This window comes from Desulfomonile tiedjei (assembly GCA_016212925.1).
Classification (GTDB): domain Bacteria; phylum Desulfobacterota; class Desulfomonilia; order Desulfomonilales; family Desulfomonilaceae; genus JACRDF01.
In genome coordinates, this window is the sequence record JACRDF010000050.1 from 141497 (window position 1) to 161524 (window position 20028).

A 20028-nucleotide genomic window follows, 5' to 3' on the forward strand; every position below is an offset into this window, starting at 1 on the left:
AGCTTGACCCTGCGGCAGGCCGAAACAATGAAAAAACTTCTCGTAATATCATGGCTTACTATTCTGTGCTTTCTTCTCCTCGGCAATGTCCATGCCTGGGAGGTCCCCTCGTACGTAAGAATTGTTTCAGGTTCCAGAATGTGGTTCTCTCAACTCGAAGGGGATCTTATTGAGCCCGACCGCACCAAGCTTGGCCTAACCGAAAACCTTGGGATCAAAAAAGACAAACTGGTCTGGGACTTTTTTACCAATTTCAGACTGGACAACATACATGTGTTCAGATTCAGGCTTGAGCCATCTAGTATTTACGATGAATCGCGAGGCGATTCGAGCCTCAAAGTCACTGATTTTCGAATGGGCTATGATCTTGATTTCTATATGACCCCTCAACTTCTATTCGGAGCCAATGGGGATCTGGACATACTCAAAGTGGAAACGAAAGTGCGGAATGTGACAGTAGGGGGCATCACTTACAACTATTCGGACGACAGTACCCGGGTCGTACCGTCTTTAGGAATACACGGGACTTTCTACCCGATCATGGACGGCATCTCTTTACGGCCGAACATCTCAGCCCGGGTCAACTGGTGGAATTATCAGAGTCTGGAAACCTGGGACTGGGAAGCTGCGGCCGCGGTGGATATTCCTATCAATCGCCTGTGGACCTGGTGTGTTAATGGTGGTTATAGATTCTCGCACATCAAGTTCAAGCGTGACCGAGACACCCTTGATATGAATAGGATGGGCTTTTTCCTCGAAACCTCTCTTTTGTTCTAGCCACAGCTTTCTGCGTTAATCTCTTTCGGCCACATTACGCCCGCCCTACCCCCGCAAACTACGGCACGTGTCCTTAGTACAATGATTCCACTAGAGTAGTTCTCGAAAGGAAACACGGTTAATTTGTAGGTGTCCCGCCCACGCGGGACGATCTCATTCGGGAAGAGCTTTAGGGAACAAGTATCGTAGCTCCTTTCCATCGAACGATGCCTTCTGTATTGGGTGCCACGGACCTGGGTCTTACCAGGTCCGTGCTTCCTGTCAGTTCTATCGCCACGATGACTCGGAAGATTCCCAGCTTTGCCGTACCATCAGCTCGCTGTTCAATTTGGTGTTCAATGCGGGGGACAACCTTACTGTTTTCCCAAAACGCCGGCACGGACCTGGCCGAGACCAGGTCCGTGGCACCCGGGAGTCAATCCATGATAACTTTTGAGAACGGATATAGGCTATTCTTTAGATTACGACTGGGTGAAAGCATGCCGAGGGCTCAGATCTGGCCCCATTTGGACGAAACCGGGCTGGCTGAATGGTTCCCGTCCAGGCAGTCCATAACCTTTGTGAGGATTTCGCCTGCGCTTCCAAGCAGTAGGATATCAGTGACCTGTTCGTGCATGGCGGAAGGTTCACGGTTAATCTCCACGACTGTTGCAGGCGGGTTTTTCAGTTTCACGGTCAGGGGAATCTGAGCCGCGGGGAACACTTGGAGGGATGTGCCTACCACGAGAAGCAGATCGCATTTTTGGGTTTGGACCTGAGATACCATCAGGGCCCTTGAAGGGATTGCTTCCCCGAAAAAAACCGCATCAGGCTTGAGCAATCCGCCGCATTTTACGCACCGAGGGGCTTCTTCCTCACCCTGGGCCAGTCGATCTTCCACCCGGCCGATCGGCTCCAGGGCCCTGCATTTCATGCATGCCGCCCTCAGCAGGTTGCCGTGGAATTCCACGACTTCCACCGAGCCGGCCCTTTGGTGGAGGTTATCCACATTTTGAGTGATGAGGCACTTGAGAAAGCCCATCTGCTCCATTCGCGCCAGGGCATAGTGGGCCGGATTGGGCTCTGCCGAGGCCATATCGAAGTCCCCGGACATTTTCAACTCAAGGTGAAGGCGCCAGAAGCGGGAAGGGTTTTGCAGGAAACGATCTATGGAAAACTCTCCGGGATCGATTTTTGTCCAGAGCCCTCCGGGACTTCTGAAATCAGGTATGCCTGACTCTGTGCTGACTCCGGCTCCGGTAAGCGCCACTGCATTTTTTGCCTTGGCGAGCTTCTCCGCTGTCTGGGCAATAAGGGCTTCCATGGGGGTTCCTCGCTTTTCTTAATGATATATGGCGGAGTTAAACAGCGCAACCTTTTTTGCGGGGCTAAGGATTTCCCAGATGAGGGTGGGCACGGCAATTGTCCCTCGTGGGTGGTCCGGATGTTCGGTGGGACAGGCTTCCAGCCTGTCTATTAGAATGACCGGCAATCCCGCGTTCTGCGCGGGACGGTCCCACCCGCAGGTCGCGAAGCGACAAGAGGTGGATTTTACGCGCGCCGTTCCAGCAGCGGAGTTAAGACGATCCCCTATTCATGAGCCGGCACCTCCTGTTCCTTCGGAACCCGGAGGCAATGGCACCTATGTGGCAATCCGTACTCTTGCAGAGCCGGATGAAAAACGACAAAAATTTTGACAATCGTTATATGACTTTAATGGCAAGTGGTATGAGAGCCGTTTCAAGCCGCCCGGGAAGCGTCGGGCCTTGACAGAAAGACGGGACCAATACTATGTTTATAAGGTGAATTACGATGGAATTAAGTCAAGAAGTTGATACGTGTTCATGCCATGTGCGCCAAAAAGGAACAGGACAATTTAGTAATAGCAAAAGTGATCGCCGGGGATTATGACGCCTTCGAGGAACTTGTTGAAAGATATCAAGGTAGGATCTACAGACATTTAAGGAAGATGGTCGGTGACGGCCAGGTGGCCGAGGACCTGTTGCAGGAAACTTTCTTAAGTGCCTACAAAGGACTGAAGGGATTTGCCGGAGCATCATCCTTTTCGACCTGGCTTTTCAGGATCGCCACCAATGCGGCTCTGATGTATCTGAGAAAGAGTCGTCCGGATAGCGTCGAGTACGACGATGACATCAAGCCCCGAACGGACCTGCCGTTTTTCCCTGCTTCAGCAGAGTTCTGCAACACCCCGCTCGATATCCTCTTGTCGGATGAGGGTCGAAGGAAGATCGAAGAGGCAATAGACGGACTACCCGTTCTGTATCGGTCGGTAATGGTTTTGAGGGACGTGGAAGGTTTTTCCCTTGAAGAAGTTTCCAAAATAATGGATTCTTCTGTGGCCGCGGTGAAGTCCCGTCTTCACAGGGCCAGGAATTCCGTTCGAGAGACTTTGTCAGCCTATTACATGGAAAAAGATCTGGCATCGAGCCGGAGAATTGCTAAATCGAAATGAAGAAGTGCAGAGAATTTTGCGATCAGTTTTCCGACTATATGGAAGGAGAACTGAGCGAAAGCGAGTGCAAGCTTATTGAAGAGCATCTGGCTGCTTGCTCCCCTTGCGCGCTCGAATACAAATCCCTCAAGAGTGCCGTTGAGGTCTGCTCCAAGGGGATTTCGGACGATATGCCCGAAGAAGTCCGTGATAGATTAAAGGCGTTCTTGAAACAGCGCTGCAAAAATCTCCACCCTTAATATTAGAGAGGAGTATCCAAATGTCTGAAAATGAAAACCTTTTGCATGTCGGTGACGGCGATTTTGAGTCGCAGATCCTTCAATCGGACGTGCCGGCGCTTGTAGATTTCTGGGCCGCGTGGTGCGGACCCTGCAGGACCGTTGGCCCCGTGGTGGAAGAGTTGGCGGCCGAATATGAAGGAAAGATCAAAGTTGCCAAACTCAATGTGGACGAGAATAAACAGACTCCGGCAAAGTACGGTGTGAGGGGAATACCCACTCTGATGCTGTTCAAGGACGGCCAGGTAGTAGATCAGATCGTGGGAGCGGTTCCCAAGAGCCGCATCAAGGAATTGCTCGACAAGGTCTGAAAAAATGCAGCGCGAACTTGTCATTTTGGGAGGGGGGCCTGCGGGCCTTACCGCGGGAATTTATGCATCCCGGGCGAGGATACCTGCGCTTCTCCTGGAAAAAGGAATTCCCGGAGGCCAGATGACCGCCACCGAGGTGGTGGACAATTACCCCGGCTTCGAAGAGCCTGTCTTGGGCGTCGAACTTGCCCGAAGGATGGAATCCCACGCGAAGAAGTTTGGGCTGGAAATTGTTCAACAAGATGTCAGGCTTATCGTACCCACCAAACAGGGTTTTGTGATTGAAAGTGAATCCGGTGAGTCAAATAATTGTCGTGCGCTGATTCTTGCCACGGGAGCATCCCCCGTGAAGTTGGGTATCCCTGGTGAAGTGAAGTTGGCAGGACGTGGGGTCAGCTATTGTGCAGTATGCGATGGACCTTTTTTCGCGGACCTGGAGGTTGCCGTGGTAGGCGGGGGAGATTCCGCTGTGGAAGAGGCCGTCTATTTGACGAGGTTTGCCTCGCGGGTTCATATAATCCATAGGCGAGATCAATTACGCGCGGTGAAAGAGATCCAGGAAAAAGCCTTTGCCAATCCTAACATAACAGTCCAGTGGAACTCTGTTCCCGTTGCGGTATTGGGCGACGCGGAGGTTAAGGGTCTGAAGATTTGCTCCGTGATTGACGGGGCGGAAAAGGTCCTCCCTGTGGGAGGTGTCTTTTTCTACGTGGGACTACACCCCAACACTCAGGGCTTTCAAGATGTGGTGGAGACCGACGATAGGGGGTTCATCGTCACCGACAGGAATATGGTGTCTTCGCGTCCCGGAGTCTTCGCAGCAGGAGATGTAAGATCCAAGAACCTGCGCCAGATTTCCACAGCAGTGGGCGATGGCGCTTTGGCCGCTTTCAGCGCTCAACAGTACTTGGAAAGCCTTTAACAAATAACAAAGGCCGGCCGTCTCACGCCGATTCCAGGTTCTCGGCAACCGAATCCCGGATTCCGAAGACCTCAGCGATCTTCTGCGCTTACGAGGTCAAATTCCCGGCCTTATCTAGGCGGCCCCCAGTACCAATACGGATCGGGATCGAAATAATCTGATGTGGGGAACGCTCGGCATCTGGTGCCGTAGGTCGGATCAACCGTCGGGCCGTACTCCGGCTTCCAGAAAGTCAGCACCTCGAGCGCGCCGGTAGTCATTCGCCTAACCATCTTGGAGAGCCCCGGAAAGGTTCCCGCTATCATCCCGTTGAGCGAACCGCCCACCGCTCCCTGGAATCCCTCGTCGTACGCACCCCAGTACATTCCATCAATGGCGCCGTTGGTTATGTTCGAGAATAATTCATTCGGCGCGCCGAGGATATTCACTATACCCCGGCCCAGCTTCCATCCCGGCAGGTTGCGGTCAAATCTGCGCAGGTCGTCGAAATCGGTCTCATAAGCCAGGCACCAACTGCCCATTGCGGCGGTGAGCGCCAGCGCCATGGCCAGGGTCACAATTCTCTTCATTTGGTCCTCCGGTATCGGCATATTCACCGGCCTTTGTCGGACAGGCGAGCCGTGAGTCTTTCCCGGCCCGAAAGTTGTGTTGTTGCTACGGACCGCGCCCAGGGCTGATTCATAGGCCGATCCTATCATAACGAAAAAAATAATTCAAGAAATTTACGCATTATATCCAGATAATGTCGATATTATCTAGAAACAAGTTTATATAATTCTCACTTGCCTCCTTTCTAATTGTGATGTATGATAAATTCCGGCATGATCCGCCGGGAAATGTCTCCTGCCTCCAAATCGAGGATTTTTATGAAGAAATGGCTACTGGTTGCAATCGCGCTCCTGATGCTTTCGGGTTGCTCTTGGAGCAAGGTTTGGAAGTGGGTCGATGACATGGAATGGGAACGCGATGATCAGACAATCCGAATAGTCGATTTCCTCATAAGGTAGACTGTCTACTCCCCTTTTTGACCGAAATCATGATATTCTTAGCGTTGGAACCAGCGCCGGTAAGCAGAGGCATTGAGGCGCGGTCTTCGAAGCACGGAACCGCTTGTGGGGCAGTGTTCGGGTTCACGCCTGTTGCTTGAGTAGTTTCGCGGACTGTTCTAGTAAGGGTCCAGGCAAAAGAACGCGGACCCGGAGGTTGCAATGTGGAAGAAAAAAAATGAACACAGCGTGGACAGAGAGCGTCTCGAGTCCTATCCCACGGAGGAGATACTGCGTATCCTCAAAGAGGAAAAGGACGATTACACCCCCGAGGCTATAGAGTGCTTTGCTGAAATTTTGGAGAGCAGGGGTGTGCGCGGCCAAGCCCAAAGTAATCCGCAGCCACGAGCGGGCTCCGGCATGTCTCGGGAAACCGGCCATGTCCAAGAGGGCCTGCTGGTTAATGATGCCGGCGATGCTGTCAGGATGCTTAATAACCTGTTGAGCGGAGTGATCGATCGGACCGTTGACCCCCAGGTTGCTCAGGTTGCCGCAAACATAGTCATGGGCATTCTCCGTGCCAGAGAACAGGAATTTATGACCGAGCCACAGGAGGAGTCGTGATGGGGTCCTCGGAGCCGGTCGTGAAACCGGAAGTGGATTTTGAGAAGAGCGGTGGGCTTGTGCCGGCCATTGCCCAGGACGTTCGCACCGGCAAGGTCCTCATGATGGCCTATATGAACCGGGAAGCCCTGGAGACCACCCTTCGAGAAGGGAGGGCCTGTTACTGGAGCCGTTCCAGAAAAGAACTGTGGCGCAAAGGCGACACCTCGGGCGACATACAGGTAGTGAAGGAAGTTCTGGTGGACTGCGATGAAGACACCATCCTGCTGCTGGTAGAACAGCGCGGAAAGGGCGCATGCCACACTCGAAGGTGGAGTTGCTTTTTCCGACGCATAACCCCCGAAGGAGACTTTCAAGACATAGATGACTAAGGACGCACTCAAGCTTGTAATCCCTAAAGGAAGCCTCGAACAGGCTACTGTCGATCTTTTTCGCAGGGCCGGGTGGAACATCACTATTTCACCCCGCAGCTACTTCCCCAGCGTGGACGACGATGAGATCATAATGGCCCGCCTCAGGGCCCAAGAGATTTCACGGTATGTTGAGGCCGGGACATTCGACGCGGGCCTTACCGGGAAGGACTGGATTCTGGAGAACGGCTCGGACGTGAAGATTATTGACGATCTGGTCTATTCAAAGGTCTCACAGGCCCCTGCGCGTTGGGTGTTGGCCGTGGACGCGGAGTCGGACTATAAGGTGCCGGAGGATCTTGCAGGCAAGCGTATTGCCACGGAACTGGTCGCGTACACCAAGAGATTCTTCGCGGAGCGCGGGATTCCCGTGGAAGTGGAATTCTCATGGGGCAGCACCGAGGCTAAGGTCAATGAAGGAGTGGTGGACGCTATTGTGGACGTGACCGAGACCGGTAGCACCCTCAGGGCCAATGGCCTGCGAATCATCCATACCTTGCTGACGACCAACACGCAGTTCATAGCAAACAGAGCAGCGTACGAGCACCCTTTCAAGAGAGAGAAGATCGACCAGATACACCTCTTGCTTCAGGCAGCCCTGGAGGCTCGCAAGATGGTGGGACTCAAAATGAACGTTCCGAAGGAGTTAGTCGATCAGGTGGTGGGTTTGCTCCCCTCCTTGAACGCCCCCACCGTAGCGGGATTGTACAAGTCGGACTGGTTCGCCGTTGAGTCGGTGGTTTCTGAGGAGGTTGTTCGCTCACTCATACCGAAATTGCTCAAGGCCGGTGCTACAGGCATAATCGAGTATGCTCTTAACAAGGTTGTTTAATATTAGGATGTTCAAAGCTGTGCCTGGACCTTTCCCGTTTTCAACCCTCCAATCGGCCTCTTTTGTCGGAGGTTTTTCTCGATGTGGGGGAACAAGCTGAAATGACCGGATCGGTTCTTATCGTCGATGACAATGTGGCTCTAGTGAAGCAGCTGGAGTCCTTCTTGAGAGTCGAGGGCTTTCAGGCCGTGGGCGCACACAGCGGCGTGGAAGCCCGCCGCGCGGTATCCGGTATTTTCCCGGACGTTGTCCTCGTCGACTTGAGACTCCCGGACGTGGACGGCATCACCTTGATGACTGAGCTTCGCGAAGAACATCCCAGCGCTCGTTATATAATCATAACCGGCCACAGTTCGCTCCGCGCCGCGGTGAAGGCCATGCGGCTGGGTGCAAGCGACTATCTTACCAAACCCTTCGAGCCCGATGAGCTTTTGCTCTCGGTATCCAACGCGCTGCGCGAGCGACTTAAGGATGAAGAGATCAGCCTGCTGCGGAAGTCGGTTCGGCGGTCCTACTTGGGAGATGCTACCCTGGGGGCTTCGGGATCTTTGGAACCGGATTTTTCATCGGAGGCCATACGGCGGGCATTGGCCAAAGCAAGAAATGCCGCCGCAACAGATACCATTGTCCTGCTACTGGGTGAAAGCGGAAGCGGGAAGGATTACCTGGCTCGTTACATTCACGACCACTCAAGGCGCTCCGATGGCCCTTTTTTCACTGTAAACTGTGCGGCCGTTTCTACTGATTTGTCGGAGTCCGAGTTGTTCGGGCATGAGCCCGGCGCGTTTACCGGCGCTCGCGGCAGAAAGCGGGGGCTCCTGGAACTGGCGCAAGGAGGAACTCTACTCCTGAACGAAGTGGGCGACCTTTCCCCGGTTTTGCAGGCGAAACTACTCACCTTTCTGGACACACGCTCCTTCACACGGGTAGGAGGTGAGGCCTCTATTTCAGTCAACGCGCGCCTCATTGCCGCTACCAATAAACCCCTGGACCAAGAGGTCGCTGAAGGCCGTTTCCGTGAAGACCTGTATTACCGCCTCAATGTGTTTGCCATCACCGTTCCTCCATTGCGCGAGAGAACGGAAGACATCCCGGTTCTCGTCCGCCAGATTCAGTCCAGACTTGCCGCGGAAATGGGGCTTTCGGTCTCTCCTTCTCAAATAGATCAAGGGGTCTTGGATGTGCTCATGGGCCACTCCTGGCCCGGAAATGTTCGAGAGCTGAGCAACTTGCTGGAGAGGGCATTGATACTTTCCCATGACGGCCGAATACGGCTTTCATCTCTGGATTTTGCCACGAGTTCGGAAGACTGGTCCGTGACTGTGAGGTTTCCGAAGGATCGTTCAATTCACGAGGTTTCTGACAGTATCAAGCGTTCGCTAATCATGGAGGCTTTGCGACGCGCTGCCGGGAACAAGCAGAGCGCTGCACGCCTTCTAAAGATCTCGCGTCATGCCTTAGCCCACCAGATGAAATCTCTGGGGATGAGTGAGCGAAAAGCGCTCCAACGCCCTGCCCTCCTGCGTGATTTTCACTCGTGATATATTCGCGCTAACATACGGATATTATACCGAATAATGTCTCACTGCGTGACCCTCGCTTATCAGAATTATCCCATAATTTACTGATATTATTTAGTCACTAATCCCATAGCGTGAGACTCACGCATATCGCTCCCCCTGTCGAATTCGCGGTTTCTCTCAGATCCAATAGCGGTAGCTGTAACACCTCCAATTCACACGCAAATAAACTGACAAAGATCACAAAAGAATTGTGGCACGCAAAATGCTTCTTCCGTCAAATCAGCGTGAGGCTGAAAAATGGGGGTCTTGCCCCCAAACCTGTCCGATGTCCGGCACCTTTGAGTCACAAGAACAGAAAATTTACGACGATTCGCCAAAGCACCTGTCGGGGTGAAGAGCCATGTCAACCAGAGATCATAGCAATGGCCAAAAATTCCGTCTGATTGCCATGTTCGGAAGAAGCCTGACCTCACAGTGGTGGGACAGACGGCTCGCATGCCCACTAAGGCTGGGCAAGACGCCTGGCCTCACCGACTCCTCCTCGGTTTTCGCGACTGCTGTGGGAAATCGCTACGGGAGCCATCGAAGGATGAGGGAGAATTGAGGAATCGACCATCCATGAAAGCTGGCCTGATTGCACTGGTACTGGCCTTCAATGGCCTAACATGGATTGGAGTCCATGCCAACCAGGGGGAAGCGACGAGAGATGGGACATATGAACCCATCGTTCGACTGATGGACCGGCACCGTGTTGACTCGTCAGAGGCCAGCCTAGGAAAACGAGCCCGCGACGATGGTAACCATGAGGCCATCCGGTCTCTGTTGGATAGGCAATGTGAAGTGGCTATGACATCTCGAAAGATGCGAAGAGAAGAAATCAGAGAGGCTGACCACAGGGGTATGGAAATCAAGGAGACGATTGTCGAGCGAGTCGGAATCGCCGTCGGGGTTAATCCTGCAAATCCTATCAATGAACTCACCGTAGACCAGGTAAGAAGAGTTTTCACGGGTAAATGTAAGATGTGGAATGAGGTCGGCGGTCGGGATGAACCTATTTTGCCGGTTGTAATGGGCAAGCAGTCGGTAGATATGATGGAATACTTTGCCCACACCTTTCTTAAGACCCCTGCGGCCCAAATGTCGGCTGAGAAGAAACCATTATCGGAGCTATCGAATGCCGTGACACTTTTGCGATTTGAAGAAACAGGCTTTGAACCACCGGTAAAATTGCTGGCAATTAAAAAGGATGAACGGTCGGTAGCGATCTTGCCGTCCAAAGAAACGGTGAACTGTGGGACCTATCCGTTTGTTCAGCCGCTGTACCTATATATAGACTGGAAGAAAGCCACGGATGCGGCAAGAGCTTTTTTCAACTTTTATTCGAGTCGGGTTGCCCGTCCGTCCTGCAAATAGACGGCTCAACCGTCGAACGTGACCGCGGCATGGTGATAGCGGTCGAGCGTAAAACCGGGATTGATCTCGGAGGCTGATGTGGGCACCCCACAAAGCCCAAGGAGGACAGGCCATGAACAAAACAAGAGTGGTGGTCACGACAATTCTTACCGTCTTTTGGATTTGTTGCGTGACTTTTATTCCGGAAGCCCTGGCGCAGGAAAAGAAAGTGATCCGAATTGGTGGGGCCGGTTTGTTATCAGACGTGGTTCAAACTTATGCGGATGCGTACGTGAAGGAAGCGCCTAGCTGTTCATTTGTCGTCACCGGTGGCACCACGGGGCTCGGCTTCCAGAGGCTTACAGACGGGGAATTGGACATAGCTATGGTCACCAGGAAGATAACTGCGGAAGAAACCAAGAAGACCGAATCGATGGCTGTGACCCTGCAATCGAGGTTTATCGGCCACATAGGCCTTGCGGTCATCACGAATATCAAGAACCCCGTAACCGAGCTGACTATGGAACAGTTGGCAAAAATATTCAGAGGCGACGTCGTCAATTGGGCTGAAGTCGGCGGCCCGAATGAACCTGTCAGAGTTACTGTTCGAGCGGTTCCGGAAACGGGAGCAGGTGTGTTGTTTCAAGAGAAGGTGCTCCATGGGGCTCCTTACGCGAAAGACAGCATGGTGATGAGTTCTTACAACACCACTGTCACCGTCTGCAGCAGATCTTACGGGATTGGCTACATCCCCACCACGACGGTTTTTTTCGAGAAATTGGATGAGAGAGGCGTCAAGCTAATAAAAATAAAGAAAGACGCAAATTCCGCGCCCTATCAGTTGGCCGGCGGAGTTTCAAAGGAAACGTCTTATCCTATTTCCATACCGTTTCTCATGTATTGGAACTCAAGGTCGGATAATTCGTGTATCCAGGGGTTATTAGGTTTTGCAGAAAAGGAGGCCCAGTAGACTCAAGATGTCGGGCACCCGGGGGCGAAGCCACAAGTAAGATAAGGCTCATTCCCGTAGTCCCTTGCAGCTTTTTGGCTCCAGAAACTGATTTCAGTGTGTCATTGCGGGGCGCAAACCGATCCTGCCGCACGTAGGGCAATCTCTTTCTTGGCAGTGGGAGAGATGGCGTCGGAATTGCTCCCCCGCATTGACATTTTTTACCTGTTCGTCTGCAAAGATTAATTGTACCAAAGCACTTTTTAATAAGTGATCCATAGTGATTCTCAAGTGTCGTCGCGAAATGAAATCTGAGTGCTGGTCAGGTCAACGGCGGCCAATAGGCCGCCCCACGGGAGATGAGACCAAGCTTGGGACTACAAATGTAGGGCGGGTCAAAATGAAGCCACCAGAGGCGCACCTCGGCCAATCAGTGATTACTTTGAAGAACGGGTATAGAGCGGTTGACATATTTCTTGTCCGATTGGCAAGCACTCCATTCCGTCATTCCTGCGAAGGCAGGAATCCAGTCCTGCGTCTCGCGGGATTTCCCGGGTTCCCGCCTTCGCGGGAACGACGGGCGTTATAACGCACTTGAAAAGTAGGCCCCGTAGATACGATCTGGAGAACAGATTGATTATCTTCCGGCCAAACGGACATTGCTTTTGGCAACCGGTATAGTTTGTCCGGCTATAAAAAATGTGCCGGCACGGAGGCCGGCACCTACTGATTTCCAAGAGGCGCTTTTCACAATCGGACACCATTTCCGGACACTTCCTATGAGAACGCCTCGAAGACCACCAGCAATCCCGCGTTCAGCGCGGGACGGCGCTACTGTCGTTTTCATAATTCGTTGTGGCGCTCGCCGCCATGGAAGTTCGTATCAGTCGATACCGGACTGTTCCCTTATGCTGCGGGCCACGGCCGAGACGTCCTCGTCACCGTAACCTCTGGTGACAAGACCGGTCTCGATCTGGTCCATCATGGCGGCCACCGGTAGAGTCACGCCGAGCCTTTTCGCCGCCTCCAGAGCGATTCCCAGGTCCTTCTGGTGAAGCCTGACCCGAAAACCCAGGGGGTAGCTGTTGTCGATCATGTTCCGTGAACGGTTCGTCAACACCCACGAAGCGGCTGCACCTGTGCTGATGGCCTCGACCACCTTTTCCATGTCCAAGCCTGCTTTGAGCCCCAGGGCCACTCCTTCGGCAACGCTGAGATACGTCCCGGCGATAACGATTTGATTGATTGCTTTGGTGAGTTGGCCTGCCCCGATGGGTCCCACATGGGTGATCTTGGTGCCCATGGACTTCAGCACCGGCAAGACCCTTTCCACGTCTTCGGGGTCACCGCCCACCATGATGGCAAGTGTACCCTGCTTGGCGCCCTCAGAGCCCCCGGATACAGGGGCATCGACCATCCTGATCCCCTTTGCTCCCAACGCCTGGGCCATTCTCCGAGTGGCATCGGGGCTGATGCTGGACATATCCACCACCACGGCGTCCGGTTTTGCCCCATGAATGATGCCGTCGTCTCTCAAAATGACTTCTTCCACGTCCGGGGTATCGCTGAGACAGGTTACAATCACCTCCGCCTCTTTCGCGGCCTCTCGCGGCGACGGGGCACGTTTGGCCCCTTGAGCGGCCAAAAGTTCTTCTCTGTTCCCCGTGCGGTTATGAACAATGAGATCGTGGCCGGCCTTCATTACATTCAAGGCCATCGGCCCTCCCATGGTGCCCAGTCCTACAAATGCGACCTTCAACAGATTCTCCTTTCGATAACCGTTCATCAGGCTTGAGGCAGACCAGCGCCCGCATGCCCTGCCACCCTATTCTCAGTGAATTGATCATGGTCCTCTGTGCTTGTTGAGTCAAGGCCGGCCCCAACCCAACATGATGTCCATGCATCAGAATGTAATTGAGGCCGTTTCGCAATTATTATAGCAGTTCTCGAAAGCGATCACGGATCAACTTATGGGTGTCCCGCCAACGCGGGACGGGTCCATTCAGAAGGAACTTTCGAGAATCACTATAATGAGCAATACCGATGCGCGTTCAAAAAGGGGGCATTAGCAATGGCCGGCAGGGACGCCGGCCACTACCATATGGTGGCGGTCCCGCGGGACGCGGGATGCCCGCCATGTTCACTTGTACGAAAGCGCATTGGCATAAGGGGCTTTGGCAAGGATTTGAAGACGAATGCCGGGGAACAGGCTTTCGTTCCCCGGCGAGGTTCCAATAGTTGCTTACGCTTCAGCAGGCACGCATGCCACCAACTTAGAACTTGACAAGCGGTGCTCCCGTGAACTCCAGAGACAGGAAGTTGAAGAAGAAGAACCCAAAGAATACCACGTTCGCAATCATAAGCGCATGTGACCACCACTTAGACCGCGCGGGTTTGGGTAGTTTGCTGTTCAGGTAGATCAAGATGATCGGGTAGATAAGGGATGCGAGATTCGCCATGTTCGCTGCATATTGCAGCAACTTGGTCGGCAGCGCCAAGTGAATGATGATACCGATCAAGATGATCAAGCAGATCGCCAGGAGGTAGTAAAACTTACGCGGGTCGCCTCCGATCCAGGCTTGCAGTCGTGGGCTCACGGCGATGGCGGCATCGGTCGTATTCCTGATCAGCATCTCCAAAATCGTGGTTTGTGTCTTGAACAAAATCAGCGCGCCGATGAACAGGATGAAGGGAAACAGCCAAGCCGCTTTCTTTCCCAACTCCACCGCGGCATAAACGGGCATGTTTGCGACTGAGGGCACTTCAGCGCCGGGCGTCACGGCAAGTGAAACAACCAGCATGCTGGGGATGAACATTCCAATCATCGCGCCTACAAAGAAAACTCCCCACTGGTCAAGGAGCAGAAACCGGAACCAGCGCTTCCAGGTCTTCCTGTTCTGTTCGGTATCGGTGAAAGTGCAGCCGGAGGGCAGCACTTCCTGCGTGGTGCCGCCGATGATACCTGAGTAGAATCCGCATCTATGCCCCATCGCGTACCCATGGTCGCGATAGTAATTGATCAGCATGAAATTGAAGCCGGTTCCAAAACCTGTGTAACCGATGATGGCACCGAGGGTTGTGGCATCAATCCCTTTGGGAGGCCCCGCGGGGGTCACGATGCTGGCCAGCATCTCTCCCCACATCTTTGCCGGTGCGAATACGATAGTCAAAGTGATCAACACCGCCAGGATAAAGAACACCAGAAACGTGTCAATGGCCTCCATAGTCCTGACGATTTTCTTGCCGAACATGTAGATGACCAACGATAAGATCATTAAAAGGATGGCGACAATGCGCACCGTCTGCAATGAGCCGGGGTCCTTCATATTCACGGGACCGCCAAGATACAGCGCGTAGAGGCTTTGTCCGGCCGCGGAGGCCCAACCACCCCAGAACCATCCAAGGTAGATAAGAACCACAGTTACGGGAATCCAGAACTTATAGCCCGGAGGAGTGCGCGCGAACGCGACGACCGGAACTTCGCCCGTAGCCAGCGTAAAACGTCCGTTCTCCACATTGTAAAAGGTCTGGAGTACAGCCGAAATCATGACGAGAAAACCGAGCCCTATGAAGCCGAACTTGCCGAATCCCAAAGGCCCCAGCAACCACTCGCCGCTTCCGATGGACACCCCCAAGGCGATCATACTCGGGCCAAGCACACACGTAATGAGTTCTTTGCCGCCGATCACGGGTTTATTGAAAACCTCTTCCGGCGTAGGAATGTCGGTCAATGGAAGCGGAGGGCGACTGACCCCGATCTGGATCGATCCACCTGAGGCTTCATTTTTCTGATTACCCATATTCATCCTCCTTAGTTCAACGTGAGATGGAGTCGTCGACCCCTTGAAATCTCATTCACAGTTGACGCCGGAGATTGCGAGCAGGAAAGTGTCCATGTCACTTACCTCCGAAGCGAAGAACCTGTGCCACAAGGATAAAGAAGGAATGGGATTTGAGATAATCGGGCGTTTCAGCGATCACCGGACGCGATTCGTTAGACTGGCCGCGCCGGTCGACACTGGGGCAAGTCACAGGATCAGCGAAGCACCCGAGCAGCCGGCTGTGCTCTTAGTATGAGGTCTTTCCCCGGGATCACCTCCCCTCGCGACCGTCCTGACGGCAGACCACACCACCTCAGGCAATGTGAGAAACTTCTTGAAATTTTGGAGATTGCTGGCCTAAACGCTGAGAATGAGGAAAACCGGATTTCATCCGTGAGACATTGGACCAAAGATTTCGAAACATCGCGCACCTTGGCCGATAAATCACGCGCTTTTTGTGACCAGCCCGTCGGCTTTGAAAGAGTCGCTGCGTAGCTTTTCACTTCACTGCCGCAGGGCCAAAGGCTGGACACGAAGTCCAGGGCCGGCATCTAGAAACTGTCTCAGAATCCGAGAGCACTTCCAAATCGTGGCACGACTGACGTTGGCATGGGGTTCACCACCCTCACCCCAACCCTCTCCCAGAGGGAGAAGTGGCGTTTGAGGAGCCACTTTTTGAGTCCCCTCTCCCCGCGGGAGAGGGACAGGGTGAGGGCCATTCGTGCTACGATTTCTGCCCAAGTTTGAATTCTGAGACAGTTTCCCTAGGACCGGGCTATGCCTTGAGGACTTCTATCCAGTCCTCCAAGGCTATCCCTGGGGTCTCCAGTTGGTTCTTGTTATAGAATTCCTCCAGTACGGCTCTTAGTTCTGCCGGTGACACGCCCTCAATCCGCGATTCAAGGGCCGGAATCGCATCGCGGGGGTGGCAAAACCAATCCCCTGTCAGGGCAACAGCGCTATATCTCTCTTCCCTGATCTCGAAATCAGCACGGATAAGACCGCCCGGGGCCTTATGAACCTTATGGACCAGGTTGACCCCCGAGCGGATTCTCATATTACGACCATTCGAAGGCCTGCCGCGTCTGTAGAGCCACTCTTCGGTGGTCATTACTCTGCCCAACGCTTCCATCTTGGCCCGCAGGATGTCATCCACTTTCCGCGGCTGAAGCGGCCCCAATATTTTCTCGAATTCTTTGACGACCAGGCCGTTCAGCGCGGATTCGCTCCACCGGTTGGCATCTTTCGCGCCAAGCTCTCTGCGAATGGTAGTCAGGTTGGCTTCAATGGTCTTGTGAACTCTGTCGCGGAACTTTTCATCAGGCACCTTTAAGACACGCGACATCATCTTGTAGTTGAAATCAACTATGAGATTTCCGACAAAGACAACGCAGTCGCCAATCTCACCGGCTCCGGTCCCTGAAATTTTCTTTGTCCCCGCCAGGATATCGTTGATGGGCTTGTACTCAGCCGGTATGCCGATTTGGCGGTAGACGTCGATAACCGGTTGAAGGAACTTCCTGTAGAAGGCCTCTTTCTTCATTGGGACCAAAGGTGAGTCTCTGCGAAGCACTACCTGGAAGAAGAGCTGATCGCCGTCCAAATAAACAGCCCCTCCACCTACTTCCCTCCTGAAAACGGGAATGCCGTGGCCTTGACAAAAATCCATGGCGATCTCTTTGCGAGCATCCTGATGATAGCCGACGCAAACATAGTGGGTAGCCGGCGAGACCAGCGCCAATGCCTCGCGCCCCAAATGGGCCAACGCATGATAACAGAGTTGTGATTCTTGCCACGGGACGCTGCCCAAGCAATACAAGTCCACGGTCACTTCCGCCTTTTCATGCCGGTCCCCAGCTCGTTTAAAGGACCGGCATTCACTATAGACTGTCAGTTTCGGATAAGAGAGAGAACGCGTCCTATTCTAGCCGCTGCTTTTTCGAGAAGCTCTGCTCCGGTTTCCATTGCCTCCGCCAGGTCCATCGGTCCGGGGACTATAGGAAAGATGGCTCTCATACCGGCCTCATGAAGCTCCTCTTCGCCCTCTCCCACTGAACCCACAAGTGCGATGGTCGGGACACCGTACTCGATGGCGCGCCTGGCCAAACCAATAGGACCTTTGCCACCTAAAGTCTGTCGGTCCATGCGCCCCTCAGCCGTGATGACCATGTCAACCCCTTCGAGGCGTTTCGGCAGGTCCAAATATTCCAGCACCAGATCAACCCCGCTCCTCGGCCGGCCCTTGAGAAACGTCATCAAACCAGCCCCCAATCCGCCTGCCGCACCCGCGCCGGGGTGTTCGCGCATGTCCAAACCGAGAGTTTCTGCCACCAAGCCGTAAAAATGGGCCAGATTGTCTTCCAGTTCCAGGACCTGTTCAGGGGTAGCGTTCTTCTGAGGACCGAACACGGCTGAAGCGCCGCGCGGCCCCAACAGCGGATTGTCAACATCACAGGCCACCCAAATGTCTACATCATTGAGCGCAGGCATCATTTCGTCGACTATAATTCGGCGCACCCGCTTCAAGGAGCCGCCTTCACCAGGGACACTTCGCCCTTCCGAGTCCTCGATCCGCAAGCCCAGAGCCATGGCGCAACCAACCCCGCCGTCATTGGTAGCGCTGCCGCCTATCCCGACTATCACGCGTTTGGCACCGGCCTCGATCGCCGCGGCTATGAGCTGGCCCGTGCCGTACGTACTGGTTATGAGTGGATTCCGCTCAGAAGGCTTCAAAAGCTTGAGTCCCGAGGCCCGCGCCATCTCCACCACTGCGGTGTTTCCGTCTCCAAGCAAAGCGAATTTAGAGCGTATCGCCCTGCCTAAAGGATCAAGCACTTCGACTTCGCGGACTTCACCGCCCGACGCGACCAGAACATCCATAGTGTCGTCGCCGCCATCCGCTATGGGCATGAGATCCACAATCACGTCCAGACCGGATCTTTTCAACCCCAGGCCGATCCTTTCCGCTGCCTCTACCGCGGAGACCGAACCCTTCAGCGCATTGGGAGCCACCAGGATCTTCATGTTACTTTCCTTCGGCCTTTCGCCGGGTGCAGGCGCCACCTCAGTCGTCGAGCGCCTTTCTGACGAGCTGGGTTATGTCCAGGACCTGAAGAGGGACTTCATTACGCCGGACCCAAGTGGTAATAGTTCTCACGCACTGTTGGCATGAGGTCACCACAGCTTGGGCTCCGGTTGCCATGATTTCTTTGATTTTCCGTTCCGTGATACGGCTGGAGAGTTCCCCGTCTATCATCTCCAGGTTGCCACCGCCGCCGCAGCACCGGGCGTTCTCTCGGTTGCGTTCCAATTCCACCAGCTCGACCCCGGGAATAGAGCGGATCACGGCCCTGGCTGCCTCGAATTCCCTGGCCCCGCGCCCCAGATCGCAGGGATCGTGGTAAGTCACTTTGAAAGGAAGACCTTTGAACTTCAGTCGCTTTTCGCGGACGAGCCGCAGCAGGAACTGCGTGGAATGGAAGATCGACAGATGGCCGGGGTAAGGATAATGCTCCTGCCACATTTGATAACACGAAGGACAGGAGAATAAGACGCTGCTTGCCCCTTTGGCCGCCACAGCCGCGAGATTATGGGTAATGAAATCCTGTGCCTGATCGCCCAGTCCGGCCCCCAGCATGGGAAAACCGCAGCACCATTCGTCCGAGCCCAGAAGCGTGAAATCTACTTCCGCCACCGTCAAAATCTCGGCAAGGGCCACCGGAATTTGCTGCGCGACGGGGTAAAAAGCCGCTACACACCCCGTGAAGAACACGATTTCCGCCTTTTCTTTGCAGAAGCCGTCTTCGGAGGAATCGTCGCAATCTTCCACCCACTCAGCCCGCTCTTCATTGTCCTCTGCGAACACGTTGCGGCTCTCGGCCAGGTTTTGCCGGATAGCGTCGATCTTCTCAGGATAATATAGCGAATGGTTTAAATCCTGCCGTACGTCCAGCCAGAGGTCCTTCAGGTGAATCCCCGCAGGACAAACTTCCTGACAATTTCCGCACAAGGTGCATCGGAAGACAGTTTGACTGAAATCCCGCCATTCCGAGGCCGCAGGTTCTCTCCGGCCGAATAGTCGCCGCCACAGCGCTGTTCGCGCTCTGAGGATCTCCTTCAGCTTGGCCAGGCGATAGATTCCGGAAAGACGGCCCTCTCCCGCGGCCTCCACCGCGGGGCACACCTCAGCGCAGATCCGGCAAGCAGTGCACGCCTCAATTTCGAGAAGCCTGCGGAAGCTGTAGTCCAGGTTGGACACGCCATTACCCCTTGATTTTCTCGATCTCAGGCAACATCCATGCAGTGACGGCCTCAGCCCCATGAATCAGTTTTTCCATGTCGGCCGAGTCATTGGGTGTGATCTTGTACATCCAGCCGGCCGAATAACAGTCCTGATTGATGAGGCCGGGATTGGTTTCCAAAGCCATGTTGGAAGCGGCCAGGACTCCGTCTACCGGAGCGAAGACCTTTCCCACCCACTTTCCTGACTCCAATTTCGCGAACTTCTTCCCAACAGAAAGGGCCTTGCCCGGCTCCGGGAGCTGGACGAATACGATTTTACCCGCCATCTCTTGCGCAAAATCAGTCATACCCATCACAAGAACGCCGCCGTCTGACCTTACCCAGAAGTGATGCTCCTCATAATACAGCTCATCTGGAAGGTTATAGCCTTGTATTTCCATCCACTGCCTCCATAACCAATATATCGAGGTCACGCCCGCTCCTGGCCTTTGCTACCGAGGCACAGGCCG

Annotated in this window: 21 protein-coding genes; 13 read left to right on the top strand and 8 right to left on the bottom strand. The window is 54.0% G+C overall.

All coding sequences use genetic code 11. The features are described 5' to 3' along the window. Positions 1-27 precede the first annotated feature (27 nt). Positions 28-777 (top strand): hypothetical protein, encoded by a 750-nt coding sequence (locus HY913_22810; GenBank protein MBI4966129.1) that lies wholly within the window; start codon positions 28-30, stop codon positions 775-777. A gap of 490 nt (positions 778-1267) precedes the next feature. Here HY913_22810 and HY913_22815 read toward each other — a convergent pair whose 3' ends face one another. Beyond that, positions 1268-2080, bottom strand: a complete 813-nt coding sequence (locus HY913_22815) for an NAD-dependent deacylase (protein ID MBI4966130.1) — start codon at positions 2078-2080, stop codon at positions 1268-1270. Positions 2081-2605: 525 nt separating this feature from the next. Between HY913_22815 and HY913_22820 the strand changes: the two genes are divergently transcribed. The 4 genes from HY913_22820 to trxB are packed head-to-tail and all read left to right on the top strand — an operon-like array spanning position 2606 to position 4740. Next, positions 2606-3229, top strand: a complete 624-nt coding sequence (locus tag HY913_22820) for a sigma-70 family RNA polymerase sigma factor (protein MBI4966131.1) — start codon at positions 2606-2608, stop codon at positions 3227-3229. Beyond that, the gene (locus HY913_22825) at positions 3226-3468 is read left to right on the top strand and encodes a zf-HC2 domain-containing protein (protein ID MBI4966132.1); all 243 of its coding nucleotides are present in this window, start codon (positions 3226-3228) and stop codon (positions 3466-3468) included. The genes HY913_22820 and HY913_22825 overlap by 4 nt, the downstream gene beginning before the upstream one ends. Positions 3469-3488: 20 nt before the next feature. Continuing rightward, the gene (gene trxA / locus HY913_22830) at positions 3489-3818 is read left to right on the top strand and encodes a thioredoxin (protein MBI4966133.1); all 330 of its coding nucleotides are present in this window, start codon (positions 3489-3491) and stop codon (positions 3816-3818) included. 4 nt (positions 3819-3822) lie between these two features. Then, positions 3823-4740, top strand: coding sequence for a thioredoxin-disulfide reductase (gene trxB, locus HY913_22835; protein MBI4966134.1), 918 nt, complete (start codon positions 3823-3825; stop codon positions 4738-4740). Between the two features lie 110 nt (positions 4741-4850). Here trxB and HY913_22840 read toward each other — a convergent pair whose 3' ends face one another. Further along, positions 4851-5309 (bottom strand): hypothetical protein, encoded by a 459-nt coding sequence (locus HY913_22840; protein ID MBI4966135.1) that lies wholly within the window; start codon positions 5307-5309, stop codon positions 4851-4853. A gap of 297 nt (positions 5310-5606) precedes the next feature. On the opposite strand from HY913_22840, the gene HY913_22845 reads away from it, so the two are divergent. The 7 genes from HY913_22845 (at position 5607) to HY913_22875 (ending at position 11477) form a co-directional block, all read left to right on the top strand. Further along, positions 5607-5747 (top strand): membrane lipoprotein lipid attachment site-containing protein, encoded by a 141-nt coding sequence (locus HY913_22845; protein MBI4966136.1) that lies wholly within the window; start codon positions 5607-5609, stop codon positions 5745-5747. Between the two features lie 201 nt (positions 5748-5948). After that, positions 5949-6350 carry a hypothetical protein gene (locus HY913_22850; protein MBI4966137.1) on the top strand — a complete coding sequence of 134 codons (402 nt, stop codon included), beginning with the start codon at positions 5949-5951 and terminating at the stop codon, positions 6348-6350. Then, positions 6350-6721 carry a phosphoribosyl-AMP cyclohydrolase gene (gene hisI / locus HY913_22855; protein ID MBI4966138.1) on the top strand — a complete coding sequence of 124 codons (372 nt, stop codon included), beginning with the start codon at positions 6350-6352 and terminating at the stop codon, positions 6719-6721. Before HY913_22850 ends, hisI begins: the two co-directional genes overlap by 1 nt. Next, complete coding sequence (locus tag HY913_22860) at positions 6714-7592, top strand: ATP phosphoribosyltransferase (GenBank protein ID MBI4966139.1); 879 nt, start codon at positions 6714-6716, stop codon at positions 7590-7592. The genes hisI and HY913_22860 overlap by 8 nt, the downstream gene beginning before the upstream one ends. A gap of 377 nt (positions 7593-7969) precedes the next feature. Further along, positions 7970-9133, top strand: coding sequence for a sigma-54-dependent Fis family transcriptional regulator (locus tag HY913_22865; protein ID MBI4966140.1), 1164 nt, complete (start codon positions 7970-7972; stop codon positions 9131-9133). 600 nt (positions 9134-9733) lie between these two features. Then, the gene (locus HY913_22870) at positions 9734-10528 is read left to right on the top strand and encodes a substrate-binding domain-containing protein (GenBank protein ID MBI4966141.1); all 795 of its coding nucleotides are present in this window, start codon (positions 9734-9736) and stop codon (positions 10526-10528) included. Between the two features lie 112 nt (positions 10529-10640). Beyond that, the gene (locus HY913_22875; protein ID MBI4966142.1) at positions 10641-11477 is read left to right on the top strand and encodes a substrate-binding domain-containing protein; all 837 of its coding nucleotides are present in this window, start codon (positions 10641-10643) and stop codon (positions 11475-11477) included. An 862-nt stretch (positions 11478-12339) separates the two neighbouring features. Here HY913_22875 and HY913_22880 read toward each other — a convergent pair. Together HY913_22880 and HY913_22885 are read right to left on the bottom strand one after the other, a co-directional pair. Beyond that, positions 12340-13215, bottom strand: coding sequence for an NAD(P)-dependent oxidoreductase (locus HY913_22880; protein ID MBI4966143.1), 876 nt, complete (start codon positions 13213-13215; stop codon positions 12340-12342). A gap of 514 nt (positions 13216-13729) precedes the next feature. Next, the gene (locus HY913_22885; protein MBI4966144.1) at positions 13730-15256 is read right to left on the bottom strand and encodes an Nramp family divalent metal transporter; all 1527 of its coding nucleotides are present in this window, start codon (positions 15254-15256) and stop codon (positions 13730-13732) included. A 94-nt stretch (positions 15257-15350) separates the two neighbouring features. On the opposite strand from HY913_22885, the gene HY913_22890 reads away from it, so the two are divergent. Beyond that, entirely contained in the window at positions 15351-15533 is a 183-nt protein-coding gene (locus HY913_22890) for a hypothetical protein (protein MBI4966145.1), read from the top strand. Positions 15534-16052: 519 nt separating this feature from the next. Here HY913_22890 and HY913_22895 read toward each other — a convergent pair. From HY913_22895 to HY913_22910, 4 genes are all read right to left on the bottom strand, one after another. After that, the gene (locus HY913_22895) at positions 16053-17102 is read right to left on the bottom strand and encodes a lipoate--protein ligase family protein (protein MBI4966146.1); all 1050 of its coding nucleotides are present in this window, start codon (positions 17100-17102) and stop codon (positions 16053-16055) included. A 65-nt stretch (positions 17103-17167) separates the two neighbouring features. After that, the gene (locus tag HY913_22900; protein MBI4966147.1) at positions 17168-18301 is read right to left on the bottom strand and encodes a glycerate kinase; all 1134 of its coding nucleotides are present in this window, start codon (positions 18299-18301) and stop codon (positions 17168-17170) included. A gap of 40 nt (positions 18302-18341) precedes the next feature. Further along, positions 18342-19535, bottom strand: coding sequence for a (Fe-S)-binding protein (locus HY913_22905; protein MBI4966148.1), 1194 nt, complete (start codon positions 19533-19535; stop codon positions 18342-18344). Positions 19536-19539: 4 nt separating this feature from the next. Continuing rightward, a complete protein-coding gene (locus HY913_22910) occupies positions 19540-19959 on the bottom strand; it encodes a glycine cleavage system protein H (protein MBI4966149.1) in 420 nt (139 codons plus the stop codon). Positions 19960-20028: the final 69 nt, after the last annotated feature.